Consider the following 16,813-nt stretch of genomic DNA (forward strand, 5'->3'; position numbering starts at 1 on the left):
GCCATTGCAGAGGAAATTGCGATGTACAACTTCATGAGCCGCTTCATGACCTACCGGCGCTACTACGTCTGGCGCGCCCGCATCCGCTACGTCACCCACGACATGGATACGTGGACGCTGGCATGTCTGCTGCTGATGATCTGCATGGGGCTGATGGTGTGGGGGTTCTGGCGCGTGCTGAACGTGCCGCAGCCGCGCATCCACCCGCAGGCCGCGGCCGTGCGGGTGGAAGTGCTGACCGATGAGGCGATCCATCGCATCGTGCTGGTGCGCCACGGCGGCACGACGCCGGGTGATCCCTTCTACAGTGCCGCGGAGATCCGCGGCAGCACCCAGCGCACGTTGCGGGTGCGGCAGACACTGCAGGACCCGGTGGCGATGAAGCTGCAGGCGGACATGTACGCCGACATCGCCGACTACATCAACGCGACCGGTGCGTGCATGCCTTTTCCCTGCCGGCGGGTGAGTTTCCGCATCGAACAGCTGCAGCGGTCGGGGCGCGAGAGCGCCGTACGCAACAAGGCCCTGGCCGAGATCCTGCAGGTGCCGTGGTACCTGGTGCCGAACCTTGATGGCGAACGCATGCGTGTACGCAGTGGTTGGGCGGATGATTTCCAGGATGTGTATTCGCACGCCTGGAACCTGCATGACCTGCAGAAGATGCACGCACGCATGATGGCCGAGTATCCGCATCGTGCCGCAGTGCCGTGGTTGGCGCGATTGGCCACCCCGTCCGAGGAACAGCTGATCTTCCAATAGCGCCGAGCGGTGCTCGGCTGCTCTCCGCGCAGATCGCGGCAGCGCTGAGCCGAGCATGGGCTCGGCTCTGCACCGGTCACCCGCCGATGTAGGCGGTGATCTCCATCTCGGCCAGCAGCTGCCGCAGCTGCGTGGCCGACGCCCGGCGCATGGGTTTTTCATCCACCGGCGACAGCGGTGCCTGGCGCAGGGCGTCATAGGGCAGCACCGCGAGGTCGAAGGTCAGTTCTTCGGCACTGAACACCCACACCGGCACGTCCAGGTTGCGCTCGCGGTCCAGCCGCAGGCGTCGCGTACGCGATTCGGCGGGAATGCGATGCTCCTCCAGGAAGCGATGCACGGCCTCCGGGTCGTCACTGTGCAGGTGCAGCTGTACGGGGCTGTTGGCATCAGCAGTGCCATCCAGCACGGGCCCGGCCAGGCGCGGCGAGAAGCCGTGCAGGAACTCCAGCGCACGCAACGCGGACTCGCGCCGCCGCTGCAGTTCGTTGCCGTGTTGTGGGCCGGCGAACAGCCGCTGGTATTCGCGCAGCGCCTGTTCGATCTCGACGTTGCGGGGCAGCGAGGCATCGTCGTGGATGCCAAGACGGCTGGCAGCCTTGAGCTTGGCCTGGTGGAAGTCGCGGATTCCGCCTTCGGCCATCAGCCGGGCGGCTTCGTGGGCGAGGCGATGACGCCGTTCGCGGGTCTGGCTGGCAGCATGCTGGTGAGCGCGGTGCATGCGATGACTCCCTGTTGCGACCTGGCTACAGACTAGCGCAGGCATGTGACATCTGCGTGGGTATTTCACGGAGGTGCCAACGAGGGTTGGCGTTTACCCGAGCAAGAGGGTGCCGTTGATGCTGTAGAGCCGAGCCTATGCTCGGCTGCTCTACCGCGGGCTACCGGAGCCGAGCATGGGCTCGGCTCTACAAAGGGCAGTGCCAACCAAGGTTGGCACCTACCAAGCCTGGCCTCAGAAGATATCGAACGCGGCCGCGTCGGCCTGCGGGGTGCTCTGCAGGTTGAGGTCGTAGTCGGTCAGGCGGTCCATGTCTTCCACCTTCACCCACTCCACCGCACCGTTGAGGGTGGCCTGGACCATGCCGCTCGGCGGTTCGTTCTGCGCGATCGGGGTGTCCTTCAGCGCGGTGCGCATGTAGTCGATCCAGATCGGCAGGGCCGCCTTGCCACCGTATTCGCGGTAGCCCAGCGAACGGAAGTCGTCGCGGCCCACCCACACGGTGGTCACATACGGGCCACCGAAGCCGGAGAACCAGGCGTCGCGGTGGTCATTGGTGGAGCCGGTCTTGCCGCCCACGTCCTCGCGGCCGAGCACCTTGGCCTGCGCGCCGGTACCGCGCTGGACCACGTCGCGCATCATCGACACCAGCTGGTAGGCAGTACGGGCGTCGATCGCACGCGGTGCGGTACGCGCGTCCGGATTGGCCGGTGCGGCCGGCGTTTCGGTCTTGGCTTCCGCCTTGGCGGCGGCGGTGGCGTCGACCTTGGGGGCCGGGGCGCCGAAGTTGAAGCCGTCCACCACCTGGTTCACCGGCTGGTCGCTGCTGCCGGCGCAGTCGCGGCAGGCCATCGCCGGGTTTTCCTTGAACACCAGGTTGCCATCGCGGTCGTTGACCTGGTCGATCAGCCAGGTGTCCACGCGCGAGCCGCCGTTGGCGAACACGGCATAGCCGCGGGCCACCGACAGCGGGGTCAGCGAGGCGGTACCCAGCGACATCGACAGGTTCGGCGGCAGCTCGGATTCGGCAAAGCCGAACTGGCTGATGTACTTGCGCGCGTAGTCCACGCCCATGCCATCAAGCAGGCGCACCGAGACCAGGTTGCGCGACTGCACCAGCGCTTCACGCAGGCGCATCGGGCCACGGAAGCCACCACCGTCGTTCTGCGGCGCCCAGGTCTTGCCGCGGCGGTCGCGGAACACGACCGGGGCGTCGAGCACGATCGAGGCCGGGTTGTAACCCTTGTCGAAGGCGGCCGCATAGACGAACGGCTTGAAGCTCGAACCCGGCTGGCGACGGGCCTGGGTGGCACGGTTGAACTTGTTGCCGGAGAAGCTGAAGCCACCGACCAGCGCCTTCAGTGCGCCGCTGTGGGCGTCCAGCGAGACCAGCGCGGACTGGCCGCGCGGCAGCTGGTCGAGCAGCCACTCGCCTTCCTTGGCACCGGCGCGCACGCGCACGATGTCGCCGCGCTGTAACAGCTTGGCCGGGCTCTTGTTGGCCCACTTGGCGGCACCAGCCGGCAGCACGATCTCGCTGCGGTTGGCCAGCACTACGGTGGCACTGCCGTCGGCGCCGGTGCTGGCGACGATCGCCGGCAGCAGGCCGGACTGGCCGAACATGCCGCGCAGGTGCTCGGCCAGTGCAGCGGCGTCATCGCCGGCACCCAGCTGTACCTGCTTCTCCACGCCGTGCCAGCCGTGGCGATGGTCGTACAGCAGCAGGCCGTCGCGCACCGACAGGTTGGCCGCGGTCTGCAGGGTCGAATCGATCGTGGTGGTGACGTGGTAACCCTTGTTGACCACGTCGCCGCCGAAGCGGGCGATCATTTCCTGGCGTACCAGCTCGGCCACGTACGGGGCATCGACCTGCACCGGCGGCTCGTGCGCGGTGGCGTGCATCGGCACGCCCTTGGCCGCGTCGGCCTCGGCCTGGCTGACGAACTTCAGGTCGGCCATGCGCTGCAGCACATAGTTGTCACGGCGCTGACGGGCGCGCTCCGGGTTGGAGATCGGGTTGCCCGAGGACGGGAACTTGGGGATGCCGGCCAGCGAGGCCATCTCGTCCAGGTCCAGCTCGCCCAGCTTCTTGCCGTAGTAGAACTCGGCAGCAGCGGCCACGCCGTAGGCGCGGTTGCCGAAGAAACTCTTGTTCAGGTACAGCTCGAAGATCTCGTCCTTGCTCAGCTCGGACTCGATCTTGCGCGCCAGCAGGATCTCGGCCAGCTTGCGGGTATAGCTGTACTCGGAGCTGAGGAAGAACTGGCGGGCCACCTGCTGGGTGATGGTGGAGCCACCGGGCACGCGCTTGTCGTTGGTGGTGGCCAGCAGCCACACCGCGCGACCGATGCCCTTGTAGTCCACGCCGCCGTGCTCGTAGAAGCGGGCATCCTCGGTCGCCAGGAACGCCTGCTTCAGCTTCTCCGGTACGTCCTTCATGGTGATGGGGGTACGCCGGGTCTCACCGAACACCGCCATCAGCTTGCCATCGGCAGCGTAGACGTACATCGGCTCCTGCATTTCCACGTCGCGCAGGGTCTGCACGTCGGGAAGCTTGGAAGAAACGGCGTAGTACAGGCCGCCAACGGCGGCCGCTCCGACCAGCGCCAGGACCAGGACAACAAGAAAGATCCAGCGCAGCCAGCGGCGGAGACGGGTCATCGGTGTCAGATTCCGATTGCGAATTTCGTGGTCGCAGAGTATAGATTACGCAAGGTGGCGGCTGGGGCCGGCACTGGGGAGTGCAAGGGGACGCCAGGGGCTGCGTGTTCATCCTGTGAGGGATGTCACAGCAGGGCGGTTGCCATTTGCTAAGAATACGTTATTAATGCGCGGACGCAGCTCTTGCGTCCAAGTGCCCGTCGGCAGGGGAGAAACCGTGGGGCTCATCCCAAAAAGTCAGTCGCCACTCATTGGCGTCGACATCAGTTCGACTGCGGTAAAGCTGTTGCAGCTTTCCCGTAGCGGCAATCGTTTCCGTGTGGAACATTATGCCGTGGAACCGCTGCCGCCGAACGCGGTGGTGGAGAAGAACATCGTCGAAGTGGAGGCCGTGGGAGAGGCCATCCGCCGGGCGATGAACCGTTCCGGCAGCAAGGCCAAGCTGGCCGCTGCGGCCGTGGCCGGTTCGGCGGTGATCACCAAGGTGATCCCGATGCCGGCCGACCTGGACGAGAACGACATGGAAGCCCAGATCGAGCTGGAAGCGGTCAACTACATTCCGTATCCGATCGAGGAAGTGAACCTGGACTTCGAGGTGATCGGGGCGATCCCGAACAACCCGGAAATGGTCCAGGTGCTGCTGGCTGCCTCGCGTTCGGAAAATGTGGAACTGCGCCAGTCCGCACTGGAACTGGGTGGCCTGCAGGCCAAGGTGATGGACGTGGAGGCCTTCGCGGTCGAGAACGCCTTCGCCCTGGTGGCCAGCGAGCTGCCGGTTTCGGCCGAGGGCGTGGTTGCGCTGGTCGATATCGGCGCCACCATGACCACCCTCAACGTACTGCGTGGTGGCCGCAGCCTGTACAGCCGCGAACAGGTGTTCGGTGGCAAGCAGCTGACCGACGAGATCATGCGCCGCTATGGCCTGAGCTACGAGGAAGCCGGTCTGGCCAAGCGCCAGGGCGGGCTGCCGGAAAGCTACGAGATGGAAGTGCTGGAGCCGTTCAAGGAAGCCACGGTGCAGCAGATCAGCCGTCTGCTGCAGTTCTTCTACGCCGGCAGCGAATTCAACCGGGTCGATCACATCGTGCTGGCTGGCGGCTGTGCCGCCCTTGCAGGCCTGCCGGAGATGGTCGAGGAACAGCTGGGCGTGCCGACCGTGGTCGCCAACCCGCTGGCACAGATGACCCTGGGGCCGAAGGTGCAGGCGCACGCGCTGGCCCAGGACGCCCCCGCGCTGATGATCGCGACCGGTCTGGCGCTGAGGAGCTTTGACTGATGGCACGCATCAATCTATTGCCCTGGCGCGCCGAACGGCGCAAGCAACGCCAGCGCGAGTTCGGCGTCATGCTGGGCATGGCCGCGCTGGGTGGCCTGCTGCTGTCGCTGTTGATCTGGTTCTACTACGACATGCAGGTCAGCGGGCAGAACGATCGCAACGCTTACCTGCAGACCGAGATCGACAAGGTCAAGGAGCAGAACAAGGAAATCGATCGCCTCGATGAGCAGAAGAACCGATTGCTGGCCCGCAAGGCGGTGATCGAGCAGCTGCAGGCGAAGCGCTCGCAGATGGTCCACCTGTTCGATGCGCTGGTCCGCACCATTCCCGATGGCGTGGTGCTGACCGCCCTGCAGCAGGAAGGCGACGTGCTGACCCTGGAGGGCCGCACCCAGTCCAACGCCCGGGTCTCGGCCTACATGCGCAACCTCGAAGTCTCCGGCTGGATGACCAATCCGGAGCTGGCGATCATCGAGGCGCGTGAGCCGGACAAGGACAAGGACGGGCGCGCGACCGGTCCGGTAGCCGACATCAAGGCATTGCCGTACGTGTTCAAGGTCAAGGTCAAGCTGCCCGCGCAGAGCGAGGAAGCGGCGACCACGCCGGGCCTGAACCCTGATGGCAGCGTGGCCAGCACCGCACCAGCGGCACCGACGGTCGCACCGCTCAGTGCCGGGCCCGACGCCGCGGCGCCTGCCGCTGCCGCACCACAGCCGGGGACGGCTACGGCACCGGCGGCCACGCCTGCAATGGCTCCGGCACAGGCCCCGGCACCGGCGGCAACGCCTGCGCCCGCCAAGCCTGCACCGGCCGCACCGGCCACCAAGCCTGAGGGCAGCCGCCTGGCGCAGCCACCGCAGGCCTTCCACGCCCCGCTGCAGGGGGATCGCGCATGAGCAAGAAAGTCGACATCAAGAACCTCGATTTCAACGACATCGGCAACTGGCCGAGGAACGCGAAGATCGTGTTCTGCTCGCTGATCGCCCTGGTGATCATGTTCGTGCTGTGGATGCTGCTGATCAGCGGCAAGCGCGAAGAACTGGCTGGACTGGAATCGCGGGAAACCGAGCTGCGTGCCGAGTTCACCAAGGAACAGGAACGCGCAGTCAACCTGGAACCGTTGAAGCAGCAGCTGGCACAGATGGAGCAGGTCCTGCAGCAGATGCTGCGGCAGCTGCCCAGCAAGACCGAGATGCCGGACCTGATCATCGACATCTCGCAGACCGCGCTGTCCAGCGGCCTGGCCAACGAGCTGTTCGAGCCTGAGCAGGAGCAGATTAAGGAGTTCTACGCCGAGAAGCCGATCAAGCTGCGGATGGTGGGTAGTTACCACCAGTTCGGTGCCTTCGTCAGCGGCGTGGCCTCGTTGCCGCGGGTGGTGATCCTGACCATGCACGACATCAACCTCAAGCCGAAGGACAAGACCGGCGGCAACATCCGGGCCGGTGCTTTGGAACTGTCCGGTACGGTCAAGACCTACCGTTACCTGGATGAGGCCGAGGTCGAGGAACAGCAGAAGGCTGAAGCGGGCAAGGAGGCGAAGAAGTGATCCGTTCCTTCATTGCACGTGGTGGCATGGCGTTGACGGTGCTGCTGCTGGCCGCCTGTGGCCGCGGCGTGACCAGCACGCCGGGTGATGCACCCAACCTGGAAAAGTGGGTCGAAAGCGAGCGTGCGCGACCGGCGCAGCCGCTGGAGCCGCTACCGGTGATGCAGCAGTTCGAGACCTTCGAGTATTCCGCGCAGGGCATGCGCGATCCGTTCACCGATGCCTGGACCAATCCGCAGCAGGGGAATGGGGGGCTGCGGCCAGACCCGAACCGGCGCAAGGAGCCGATGGAAGGCTTCCCGCTGGACGCGCTGGACATGGTCGGCACCATCGGAACAGGCGCCGGCACCGTGGCGCTGGTGATGGGGCCGGACAAGGTGACCTATCGGGTGCGTCCCGGCGGTTACCTGGGGCAGAGCGACGGGCGGGTCACCGCGGTCTTCGAAGACCGCGTGGAGCTGATCGAACTGGTGCCGGATGGCGCGGGTGGCTGGCTGGAACGTCCAGCAACGCTCGCGCTGGAAGATCAATGATCGTTTACTGGGGATAGCACGATGACCTTTCACCAAGCCAAGGGGCTGCGTCCCATCCGGCGCACTACCTTGAACCGCATCAGCGCGCTGGGAGTCGCGTTGATGCTGGCCTGCGCTCCGGCGCTGGCCGCCGCACCGTCGGAAAAGCCGACCGGCACGGCGCTGGCGGCCACGCCGGCCGCTGCACCGGCAGGCCTGTCGGTCGCACGCATCGATTTCAAGCGTGGCGATGACGGCGCGGGCCGCCTGATCCTGCAGTTCGACGGCCAGGGCGCCATGCCCGACCTGCGCAGCCAGGGCAACAGCGTGGTGGTCGATGTCGGCAACGCGCGCCTGCCGGCCAACCTGCAGAAGCCGATGAACGTCACCGACTTCGCCACCCCGGTGCAGCGCATCGACGCCAAGCCGTCCGGCGCCGGCACCCAGCTGGTGCTGAGCACGGGCGGTCCGGTCGAGTCGCTGGCCTACCAGAGTGGCAACGAGTATGTGGTGGAGATCAGTCCGCGGCAGGCGCAGGCCGCCGTTGGCGCAGTCACTGCCGGCAGCGTGACCCAGGCCGCCAAGGGCGTGCCGCAGCGCGGCTATGCCGGCAAGCCGGTGACCTTCAACTTCCAGGACGTGCCCGTGCGCACCGTGCTGCAGTTGATCGCCGAAGAGTCGAATCTGAACGTGGTGGCCTCCGACTCGGTACAGGGCAATGTGACCCTGCGCCTGGTCAACGTGCCGTGGGACCAGGCACTGGATATCGTGCTGCGTGCCAAGGGCCTGGACAAGCGTCGTGACGGCAGCGTGGTGTGGGTTGCGCCGCAGTCCGAGCTGGCCAAGTTCGAGCAGGAGAAGGAAGACGCGCGCATCGCCATCGAAAACCGCGAAGACCTGGTGACCGACTACGTCCAGATCAACTACCACAGCGCCACGCAGATCTTCAAAGCACTGACCGAGGCCAAGGGCATCGGTGGCGGTGGTGGTGGTGGCGGCGGTGGTGGTGGTGGTGGTGGTGGCGGCAGTTCGCAGGAAGAAAGTGGCTTCCTGTCGGGCCGCGGCCGCATCGTCGCCGACGAGCGCACCAACACACTGATGATCAGCGACATTCCGAAGAAGATCGCGCGCATGCGCGAGTTGATCAGTGTCATCGACCGCCCGGTCGACCAGGTACTGATCGAAGCGCGCATCGTCATCGCCACCGACACGTTCGCTCGCGAGCTGGGCGCCAAGTTTGGTATCAGCGGCAGCCGTGACAACGTGTACTTCAGCGGTGACCTCGATGCCAACGCCAAGACCCGCCAGTCGCAGGTGGACGCAACCAGCGCGAACGCGAAGGCCGAGCGCGACTGGATCGCCGGTGGCCGCGTGGGTCCGCCGCCGGTTTCGGTCGGTTCGGCCATCACCCGCGGCCTGAACTGGAACCTGCCGGTTGCAACGGCCAGTAATCCAGGTTCGCTGGCGCTGTCGATCCTCAATGCCGGCTATCTGCTTGACGTGGAATTGTCCGCCATGCAGGAAGAATCGCGTGGTGAAGTGATTTCCAATCCGCGGGTGGTGACCACCAATCAGCGCGAGGCGCTGATCAAGCAGGGCAAGGAAATCGGCTATGTCACCATCAGTGGCGGCGGCGCCGGTGGCGTGGCCACCCCGAACGTCCAGTTCAAGGAAGTGGTTCTGGAACTGAAGGTCACCCCGACCATCACCAACGACAACCGCGTGTTCCTCAACATGGCGGTGAAGAAGGATGAGGTCGACCAGCTGATCCAGCTGCAGGGCTACGGCACGGTGCCGTCCATCAACCGCCGCGAGGTCAATACCGCCGTGCTGGTGGAAGATGGCCAGACCGTGGTGATCGGTGGCGTCTACGAGTTCACCGACCGCAACAGTGTCAGCAAGGTACCGTTCCTGGGCGATGTGCCGTTCCTCGGCAACCTGTTCAAGAAGCGTGGCCGCAACAAGGACAAAGCCGAACTGCTGGTGTTCGTGACCCCGAAGGTCCTGCGCGTGGCCCGCCAGAACTGAGGCGTTTCACCTGCTGCATCCGACCGGGGCCGCCATGTGCGGCCCCGCGTCGTTTGCCCAGGTAGATCCACGCCATGCGTGGATGGGCGCAATGGATCCACGCCACGTCCTCAAGTAGATCCACGCCATGCGTGGATGGGCGAGTAGATCCACGCCACGTCCCTCCAGTAGATCCACGCCATGCGTGGATGGGCGAGTAGATCCACGCCACGTCCCTCCAGTAGATCCACGCCATGCGTGGAGGCTGTTCAGCCGTTCTTGATGCCAGCAGCCGGACGGCCTGCGATGATGTGGGGAACCCGAGCCATCCTGCGCCGGTCAAAGGCCCCCATGAACCTGCCTCCGCCGATGCCCGAATCCGTTTCTCCGCCGCCTGCCCCCATCACCTCGCGCCTGCATGCGGCCTTCAGCGACCTGCGCGATGCACTGTCAGCCGAGATCGTCGGTCAGGCGGCGTTGGTCGAACGCCTGCTGATCGCCTTGCTGGCCGATGGCCACCTGCTGGTGGAAGGCGCTCCGGGCCTGGCCAAGACCACGGCCATCCGCGCCTTGGCGGCACGGTTGGAAGCAGACTTCGCGCGGGTGCAGTTCACCCCGGATCTGTTGCCTTCCGACCTGACCGGTACCGAGATCTGGCGCCCGCAGGAAGGGCGCTTCGAGTTCGTGCCGGGGCCGATCTTCCACCCGATCCTGCTGGCCGACGAAATCAACCGCGCGCCCGCCAAAGTGCAGTCCGCGCTGCTGGAAGCGATGGGCGAACGCCAGGTGACCGTCGGCCGTCACACCTACGCGCTGCCCTCTTTGTTCCTGGTGATGGCCACGCAGAACCCGATCGAGCAGGAAGGCACCTTCCCGCTGCCGGAAGCACAGCTGGATCGTTTCCTGATGCACGTACGCATCGGTTATCCGGACCAGACGGCCGAGTCGGAAATCCTGCGGCTGGCCCGCGAGCGTGCCCGAGGTGCGCTTGGTGAAACCGCAGTGGCGCCGGAAAAGCTGCCGATGCAGGATGTCTTCGATGCGCGCCGCGAGGTGCTGGAACTGCACATGGCCCCCGCGCTGGAGCGCTACCTGATCGAACTGGTGCTGGCCTCGCGCGACCCTTCGCGCTACGACGCCTCGCTGGGGCGCCGCATCGCGTGGGGCGCCAGCCCCCGTGGCTCCATCGCACTGGAGCGGTGCGCGCGGGCGCGGGCGTGGTTGGCAGGGCGTGATTTCGTCACCCCTGACGACGTGCGCGCCGTGGCGGCCGATGTGCTGCGCCATCGGGTCCTGCCCAGCTATGAAGCCATCGCCGAAGGTTGGGATGGCGAACGCCTGGTACAGGAACTGCTGGCCCGGGTACCGGCACCCTGAGTGCGCGCATGACCGGCACGCCCAACGGACCTGCTCCGAGCACCAGTGATGGCGATGGTCTGCGCCCACAGCTGGCCGAGCTGGTGGCATTGCGCCGCCTGGCGCAGCGCCCGCCGCCGCCTCGTCGAGGGCGCGCGGGCAGCGCAGGCCAGGCGCCGTCGCCGCTGCGCGGACGAGGCATGGAATATGCCGAATCACGCGAGTACGTGGCGGGCGACGACGCGCGCCACATCGACTGGCGCGTCACTGCGCGCACCGGTCGCACGCACACCAAACTGTTCCAGGCAGAACGCGAGCGGGTCACCCTGATCGTTGCCGATACGTCGCCTGCGCTGTATTTCGGCACCCGCGTTCGCTTCAAGTCGGTGCAGGCGGCGCGTGCCGGCGCCATCGCGGCATGGTCTGCGCAGCGTCGCGGCGACCGCATCGGTGCATTGCGCGGCAGTGATCGTGAGGCACCGATCGCACCGGCCGGCGGTGCCCGTGGGGTACTGCGTGTACTTGATGCACTCACGCGCTGGTACGCGCAGCCACCGGCCGATGACCTCGGCCTGGAGCGCGCGCTGGACCATGCTGGGCGCGTGCTGCGCCCCGGCGCGCGGATGCTGGTGCTGGCCGGCCCGCTGCAGGCGATCCGCATTCCGCCAGCGCGCTGGAGCGCACTGGCCCAGCACCATGACCTGAGTCTGCTGCTGCTGGTCGATCCGCTCGAGCTGCAGCCGCCGGCGGCCCCCTTGCAGTTTCTCGCCGCACAGCAGCGCATCGGCCTGGACCTGCGCCGCAGCGATGTACAGGCGCACTGGCAGGCGCATTTCGTCGAACCCCTGCAGCAGCTGCGCAGCCAGCTCGCCGCGCGTCGCGTCGATGTGCAGGTGCTTTCCACCGATGCGGCCAGCGATGCCTGGCTGGCACCGGCAGCGACGGAGGTGCCGGCATGAGTGCCTCCCTGCCACTGCGTGATGTGCAGTTGCCGGCTTCGCCCTCGTGGTGGCCGCCGGCTCCCGGATGGCTGATGCTGATCGCCCTGATCCTGCTGGTGCTGGTGATCGTTGCTGCGGTGGCCTGGCGTCGCCGTCGCCGCCGGCAACAGTGGCTGCGTCTGTTCGATCAGGAGATCGCTGCTGTGACCGGCGAACCGTCGGAACTGGCCGCCATCGCCAGCCTGCTGCGGCGTGCGGCGCGTCAGGCACGCCCCGGCAGCGAAGCGCTGCGCGATGATGCGTGGTGGCAGTATGTCGATCCCAACGACACCCTTCCGGCTGCGCAGCGCAACCTGCTGGCCGAGGGGGCCTATCGTCCCCATGTGGATGCCGCCGCCGTGGCCGATGTGCGCGCGTGGGCGCGGGCGCGCTACCTGGCGTTGCTGCAGGAGCGCCGTCGATGAGCGCGCTGTCAGCTTACTGGCCCTGGCCGGATCTGCAGCTGGCGTGGCCGCTGGCGCTGCTGGCACTGCCGTTGCCGATCCTGATGTACGCGTGGAAACGGCGTGCCGATCCTGGCGCTGCGCTGCGCGTGCCTTACGCCGCTGCCGAACTGGAAGCACTGGCGGGCGGCGGCCGCGTCGGGGTTTCCTGGTTGCGCAGCGGCTTGCTTTGGTTGGGCTGGCTGGCGCTGTGCGTGGCGATGGCGCGACCGCAGCAACTGGGTGAGGCGATCACCCCGCCACAGGAAGGCCGGCAGATGATGCTGGCGATGGATGTATCCGGCAGCATGAGCGAGCCGGACATGGTGCTTGGCGCACAGCCGGTCGAGCGTCTGACGGCTGCCAAGGCGGTGCTGGCTGATTTCCTCGATCGTCGTGCCGGCGATCGCGTCGGCCTGCTGGTGTTCGGCGATCGTGCCTACACACTCACGCCGTTGACCGCGGATCTGTCCAGCGTCCGCGATCAACTGCGCGACAGCGTGGTCGGCCTGGCCGGGCGTGAGACGGCCATTGGTGATGCCATCGCGCTGGCGGTCAAACGCCTGCGCAGTCAGCCCGAAGGGCAGCGTGTACTGATCCTGCTGACCGACGGCGTCAGCAACGCCGGTGTGCTGGAACCGCTGCGCGCGGCCGAGCTGGCACGTGCCGAAGGCGTGCGCGTGCACACCGTGGCCTTTGGCAGCGACGGTAGTGCGCGGTTCTTCGGTATTCCCGTGGCCGCCGACCGCGACCCGGTGGACGAGGCAACGCTGCGCAGGATCGCCGAGATGACCGGTGGTCGCTTCTTCCGTGCGCGTGACACCGACCAGCTGGCCGGCATCTATGCCGAACTGGACAGGCTGGAGCCGATCGCCGCGAAGGGGCCGACACTGCGTCCGCGCAACGAGCGCTATGCGTGGCCGTTGGCTGTCGCGTTGCTGCTGGGCGCGTTGGCGTGGGTATGGCCGGAGCGTCGCCGATGAGCGCCACCTTGCTGAAAATGCCCGACTGGAGCGCGTTCGATTGGAGCGCGCTGCATTTCCTGCGTCCGGACTGGTTGTGGATGCTGGCGGCATTGCCGCTGATCGTGGCGGTGGCCGTGTACCGGCAACGGCGCAGCGATGCCTGGCGGCAGGCGGTCGATGCCCATCTGTTGTCGCATTTGCTGGCTGGAGAGGGGAAGCGACGCGCGCGCCTGCCCTGGGCGTTGCTGCTGGGCTGGACCCTGGCTGCACTGGCGATGGCTGGACCCAGCTGGCGGCAGCAGGCGCAGCCGGTCTATCAGGCCAGCGCGCCGCTGGTGGTGGTGCTGGATCTGTCCAGCCGCATCACCGCGACCGACCTTCCTCCCTCGCGCCTGCTGCAGGCGCGGGCGAAGATCGGTGCGTTGCTGCGCGCCCGTCAAGGCGGGCAGGTAGGCCTGGTGGTCTATGCCGAAGACGCCTATACCGTGGCGCCGTTGACCGACGACGCGGCCAACGTGGCGCTGTACCTGGACGCGCTGGCGCCGGAGGTGATGCCGCGTGATGGCCAGCGCGCCGACCGTGGCATCGACTGGGCGGTGCGGTTGCTGCGCCAGACCGGTGCCCTGCGCGGCCAGATTCTCCTGGTCAGCGACCAGGCCGACAGCGAAGCGGTGCTTGCGGCAACGCAGGCGCGTGGTCTCGGCCTGCAGGTGTCGGTGCTGGGTCTGGGCACGCCGTCCGGCGCCGCCTACCGCGATGGTCAAGGCCAGATCGCACAGGCCGCGCTGGATGAAACCAGCCTGCGTGCCGTCGCCACCGCAGGCGGCGGGCGTTACCAGCGCATCGCCAGCGATGATCGCGATCTGCAGGCATTGGATGTGCTGGATGCCAGCGATGGCGGCGCATTGCAGCGGCCGGGGCAGGCCCGGCAATGGCAGGACGAAGGCTATTGGTTGTTGCCGCCGGTGATGCTGCTGGCACTGCTGGCATTCCGTCGTCGCGCGGTACTGGCAGCGGTCCTGGCCGTGGGTCTTCTGCCCTTGAGCGGGCAGCTGCAGGCGCAGCCGCGAGCGCCGACAGCTGCACAGACACCTGCACCGGCAGCGGGCACGTTGTGGGAACGTGCCGACCAGCGTGAGCACGCGCGCCTGGCCGCGGGCGTGCAGGCCTACCGTCAAGGTGATTTCGCTACTGCCCGCAAGCAGTTCGAAGGCATCGACAGCGATGCCGGCTGGTACAACCTCGGCAACGTGCTTGCCCGCCAGGGTGACTACGACGGCGCCATCGCCGCCTACGACAAGGCCCTGACGCGCCACCCGCAGATGGCCGACGCCGTCGCCAACCGCGCCGTGGTCGACGCTGCGCGCAAGCGCAAGCCGCCGTCGAACAACAGCCAGGGGCAGGGCAAGGGGCAGCAGAAGCCGCAGCAGAAGCCGCAGCAGGGCCAGCAGCAGAATCAACCGGGCCAGCAAGGCCAACAAGGTCAGCAGAATCAGCCGCAACAGGGCCAGCAGAATCCGCAACAAGGCCAACAAGGCCAGCGGCAACCGCAGGGCCAACAAGGCCAGCAGAATCCGACGTCTGCAGGCTCCGGCCAGCAGGGTGCGAAGCCGCCACCGCCGCAGGCGTCCGACGCGCAGGCCCAGGCGCAGGCCGATGCCCAGCAGCGTCAGCGCATGCAGCAGGCCCTGCAGCAGGCGCGTGCTGGCGACGCCGGCAAGACGGCAGTGCGCGGCGATGGCGGCACGCCGCAACAGCGCGAGGAGCAGCAGGCCGTGGAGGCCTGGATGCGGCGCGTACCGGATGATCCGGGGGCACTGCTGCGGGCCAAGTTCCAGTTGGAAAACGAACGTAGAAAGAGGGAAGGGCGATGACAGGCATGGCGAGCAGGCAATTCCGGTGGCCTCTGCCTGTGCTGGCGATGCTGCTGCTGTGGCTGCCGATGGTGGCCATGGCGCAGACGCGCGCCTGGCTGGAACAGGACAGCATCGCCGCCGGTGATGCGGTCACCCTGCACATCGAGACCGACGAAGGTGCACCGGACTATGCACCGTTGAATGCCGATTTCGTGCTCAGTGCGCAGAGCAGCAATCGCCAGGTGCAATGGAGCAACGGCGGCGTCCAGCAGCGCAACCTCTATACGGTTGCGCTGACGCCGCGCCGCACCGGTACGCTGCAGGTGCCTTCGTTGCAGGTCGGCAGTGCACGCACGGTGCCCTTGGTGCTGCAGGTCAGTGATGCCGTGGTGGCTACCCCACAGAGCAATGCCACCGCCTTCATCGAAACCGAGGTGGATGACCCGACGCCCTACGTGCAGCAGAGCGTGGGCGTGGTGGTCAGGCTGTACTTCGCCTCGCAGCTGGCGTCGGGCGAACTGGTGCTCGACACCCCCAGTGGCGCGTCGCTGCAGCGGGTGGGCGAGGACCGCAGCGACGTGCGCCAGGTCAACGGCCGTCGCTACAACGTAGTCGAACGTCGCTTCCTGCTGATCCCCGAGCGCAGCGGTGCGTTGCGTCTGCCTGGCGCGCGCTTCACCGGCCGCAGTGCAGGTGGCTTCTTCGATGACTTCTTCGGCAGCGGTGGCGATGGCCGCATGAATGCTGTCGGTGCCGAACGCACGCTGCAGGTGCAGGCGCAACCGGCGCAGGCCGCGCAGCCATGGTTGCCCCTGCACAGCCTGCAGCTGCGCTACACCGCCGCACCCAGCACTGCGCGCACGGGCGAAGCGGCCACCGTGATGGTCGAAGCGATCGCCAACGGCGCTACCCGGGCCCAGTTCACCGATCTGCCCGTGCCCGACCTCGGCGATGCCGCACAGGTGTTTGCCGAACCGGCCCAGTACGAGGAGACCTTCAATGGCAGCACGCCACGCCTGAAGATCACCCGGCGCTATTCGATCGTGCCGCGGCAGGTGGGACCGCTGCGCGTGCCCGGGCCGCGCGTGGCGTGGTGGAACGTGGACAGCGGCAGTGCCCAGCAGGCCAGCCTGCCGGATCTGCAGCTGGCCGTGGCGGCGGGCCGCGCCGGCGCACCCGTGGCACAACCGATCGATACCGATGCCGCGCTGCCGGAAGACACCGCCCCTTCGGTTGCATCCTCTCTTGTACCGACCGCAGCCGGCACCCGGCCGTGGCCGTGGATGGCCGCCGCGGCAGCTCTGGCCGTGCTGTGGCTGTTGACCCTGGCATGGGGATGGCGACGTGGGCGCCATGCAGTCGGCCATGCCCGTACGGCTCCCCGCCCCGGGGCCATTGCACCTGCGCCGTCGTCGCGTGCCAGCGTGGCCGAGCTGCGCCGCGCCATCGATGGCGAGGGCTTCGACCAGGTGGAGGCGCTGCTGTGTTCGATGGCGGGCGTGGAGCGTCTGGAACAGGTGATCGAGCGGCTGGCCGATCCGGCCCAGCGGCAGACCCTGCAGGCGTTGCAGCAGGCGCGCTGGGGCGGGGTGGGGGAGGTCAGCGCGCTGCGGGCACGCCTGCGCGAAAGCTTCCGTGACGGACCGCACTGGTCGGCCGCCAGCGGCGCCGTCGACACTGGGCTGCCGCCGCTGTATCCGCCGCGGCAACCCTGAACCGGCGCGGCTT

14 protein-coding genes are annotated in these 16,813 nt (G+C 67.2%); 12 read left to right on the forward strand and 2 right to left on the reverse strand.

Annotated features, from left to right (window positions below; all coding sequences use genetic code 11):
* Positions 1–21 precede the first annotated feature (21 nt).
* A complete protein-coding gene (locus CR919_RS15825) occupies positions 22–759 on the forward strand; it encodes a hypothetical protein (protein ID WP_099820824.1) in 738 nt (245 codons plus the stop codon).
* A 76-nt stretch (positions 760–835) separates the two neighbouring features.
* On the opposite strand, the gene CR919_RS15830 is transcribed toward CR919_RS15825, so the two are convergent.
* A complete protein-coding gene (locus CR919_RS15830; protein WP_099820825.1) occupies positions 836–1,480 on the reverse strand; it encodes a hypothetical protein in 645 nt (214 codons plus the stop codon).
* Positions 1,481–1,714: 234 nt separating this feature from the next.
* The gene (locus tag CR919_RS15835; protein ID WP_099820826.1) at positions 1,715–4,141 is read right to left on the reverse strand and encodes a penicillin-binding protein 1A; all 2,427 of its coding nucleotides are present in this window, start codon (positions 4,139–4,141) and stop codon (positions 1,715–1,717) included.
* Positions 4,142–4,358: 217 nt separating this feature from the next.
* Here CR919_RS15835 and CR919_RS15840 point away from each other — a divergent pair, with 217 nt between their 5' ends.
* From CR919_RS15840 to CR919_RS15890, 11 genes are all read left to right on the forward strand, one after another.
* Entirely contained in the window at positions 4,359–5,417 is a 1,059-nt protein-coding gene (locus tag CR919_RS15840; protein WP_032951624.1) for a pilus assembly protein PilM, read from the forward strand.
* Complete coding sequence (locus tag CR919_RS15845) at positions 5,417–6,313, forward strand: PilN domain-containing protein (RefSeq protein WP_099820827.1); 897 nt, start codon at positions 5,417–5,419, stop codon at positions 6,311–6,313. The genes CR919_RS15840 and CR919_RS15845 overlap by 1 nt, the downstream gene beginning before the upstream one ends.
* Positions 6,310–6,966, forward strand: a complete 657-nt coding sequence (gene pilO / locus CR919_RS15850) for a type 4a pilus biogenesis protein PilO (protein ID WP_099820828.1) — start codon at positions 6,310–6,312, stop codon at positions 6,964–6,966. Before CR919_RS15845 ends, pilO begins: the two co-directional genes overlap by 4 nt.
* Complete coding sequence (locus CR919_RS15855) at positions 6,963–7,499, forward strand: pilus assembly protein PilP (protein ID WP_170919634.1); 537 nt, start codon at positions 6,963–6,965, stop codon at positions 7,497–7,499. The genes pilO and CR919_RS15855 overlap by 4 nt, the downstream gene beginning before the upstream one ends.
* Positions 7,500–7,520: 21 nt before the next feature.
* A complete protein-coding gene (locus CR919_RS15860) occupies positions 7,521–9,506 on the forward strand; it encodes a type IV pilus secretin PilQ family protein (RefSeq protein WP_099820829.1) in 1,986 nt (661 codons plus the stop codon).
* Between the two features lie 330 nt (positions 9,507–9,836).
* Positions 9,837–10,862, forward strand: a complete 1,026-nt coding sequence (locus tag CR919_RS15865) for a MoxR family ATPase (protein ID WP_099820830.1) — start codon at positions 9,837–9,839, stop codon at positions 10,860–10,862.
* Positions 10,863–10,870: 8 nt separating this feature from the next.
* A complete protein-coding gene (locus tag CR919_RS15870) occupies positions 10,871–11,800 on the forward strand; it encodes a DUF58 domain-containing protein (RefSeq protein ID WP_099820831.1) in 930 nt (309 codons plus the stop codon).
* Entirely contained in the window at positions 11,797–12,246 is a 450-nt protein-coding gene (locus CR919_RS15875; RefSeq protein WP_099820832.1) for a DUF4381 domain-containing protein, read from the forward strand. The genes CR919_RS15870 and CR919_RS15875 overlap by 4 nt, the downstream gene beginning before the upstream one ends.
* Positions 12,243–13,247, forward strand: a complete 1,005-nt coding sequence (locus tag CR919_RS15880) for a VWA domain-containing protein (RefSeq protein WP_099820833.1) — start codon at positions 12,243–12,245, stop codon at positions 13,245–13,247. The genes CR919_RS15875 and CR919_RS15880 overlap by 4 nt, the downstream gene beginning before the upstream one ends.
* The gene (locus CR919_RS15885) at positions 13,244–15,103 is read left to right on the forward strand and encodes a tetratricopeptide repeat protein (protein WP_243380251.1); all 1,860 of its coding nucleotides are present in this window, start codon (positions 13,244–13,246) and stop codon (positions 15,101–15,103) included. The genes CR919_RS15880 and CR919_RS15885 overlap by 4 nt, the downstream gene beginning before the upstream one ends.
* The gene (locus CR919_RS15890; protein WP_099820834.1) at positions 15,100–16,800 is read left to right on the forward strand and encodes a BatD family protein; all 1,701 of its coding nucleotides are present in this window, start codon (positions 15,100–15,102) and stop codon (positions 16,798–16,800) included. The genes CR919_RS15885 and CR919_RS15890 overlap by 4 nt, the downstream gene beginning before the upstream one ends.
* The last annotated feature ends 13 nt before the right edge of the window (positions 16,801–16,813 follow it).

Source organism: Stenotrophomonas sp. LMG 10879 (assembly GCF_002750935.1).
Lineage (GTDB): Bacteria > Pseudomonadota > Gammaproteobacteria > Xanthomonadales > Xanthomonadaceae > Stenotrophomonas > Stenotrophomonas lactitubi_B.

What these genes read in the sequence shown, in the direction of transcription:
- CR919_RS15825 (WP_099820824.1), top strand. Translation starts at nt 22, where the DNA reads ATGTACAACTTCATGAGCCGCTTCATGACCTACCGGCGCTACTACGTC.
- CR919_RS15830 (WP_099820825.1), bottom strand. Translation starts at nt 1,480, where the DNA reads ATGCACCGCGCTCACCAGCATGCTGCCAGCCAGACCCGCGAACGGCGT.
- CR919_RS15835 (WP_099820826.1), bottom strand. Translation starts at nt 4,141, where the DNA reads ATGACCCGTCTCCGCCGCTGGCTGCGCTGGATCTTTCTTGTTGTCCTG.
- CR919_RS15845 (WP_099820827.1), top strand. Translation starts at nt 5,417, where the DNA reads ATGGCACGCATCAATCTATTGCCCTGGCGCGCCGAACGGCGCAAGCAA.
- pilO (WP_099820828.1), top strand. Translation starts at nt 6,310, where the DNA reads ATGAGCAAGAAAGTCGACATCAAGAACCTCGATTTCAACGACATCGGC.
- CR919_RS15860 (WP_099820829.1), top strand. Translation starts at nt 7,521, where the DNA reads ATGACCTTTCACCAAGCCAAGGGGCTGCGTCCCATCCGGCGCACTACC.
- CR919_RS15865 (WP_099820830.1), top strand. Translation starts at nt 9,837, where the DNA reads ATGAACCTGCCTCCGCCGATGCCCGAATCCGTTTCTCCGCCGCCTGCC.
- CR919_RS15870 (WP_099820831.1), top strand. Translation starts at nt 10,871, where the DNA reads ATGACCGGCACGCCCAACGGACCTGCTCCGAGCACCAGTGATGGCGAT.
- CR919_RS15875 (WP_099820832.1), top strand. Translation starts at nt 11,797, where the DNA reads ATGAGTGCCTCCCTGCCACTGCGTGATGTGCAGTTGCCGGCTTCGCCC.
- CR919_RS15880 (WP_099820833.1), top strand. Translation starts at nt 12,243, where the DNA reads ATGAGCGCGCTGTCAGCTTACTGGCCCTGGCCGGATCTGCAGCTGGCG.
- CR919_RS15885 (WP_243380251.1), top strand. Translation starts at nt 13,244, where the DNA reads ATGAGCGCCACCTTGCTGAAAATGCCCGACTGGAGCGCGTTCGATTGG.
- CR919_RS15890 (WP_099820834.1), top strand. Translation starts at nt 15,100, where the DNA reads ATGACAGGCATGGCGAGCAGGCAATTCCGGTGGCCTCTGCCTGTGCTG.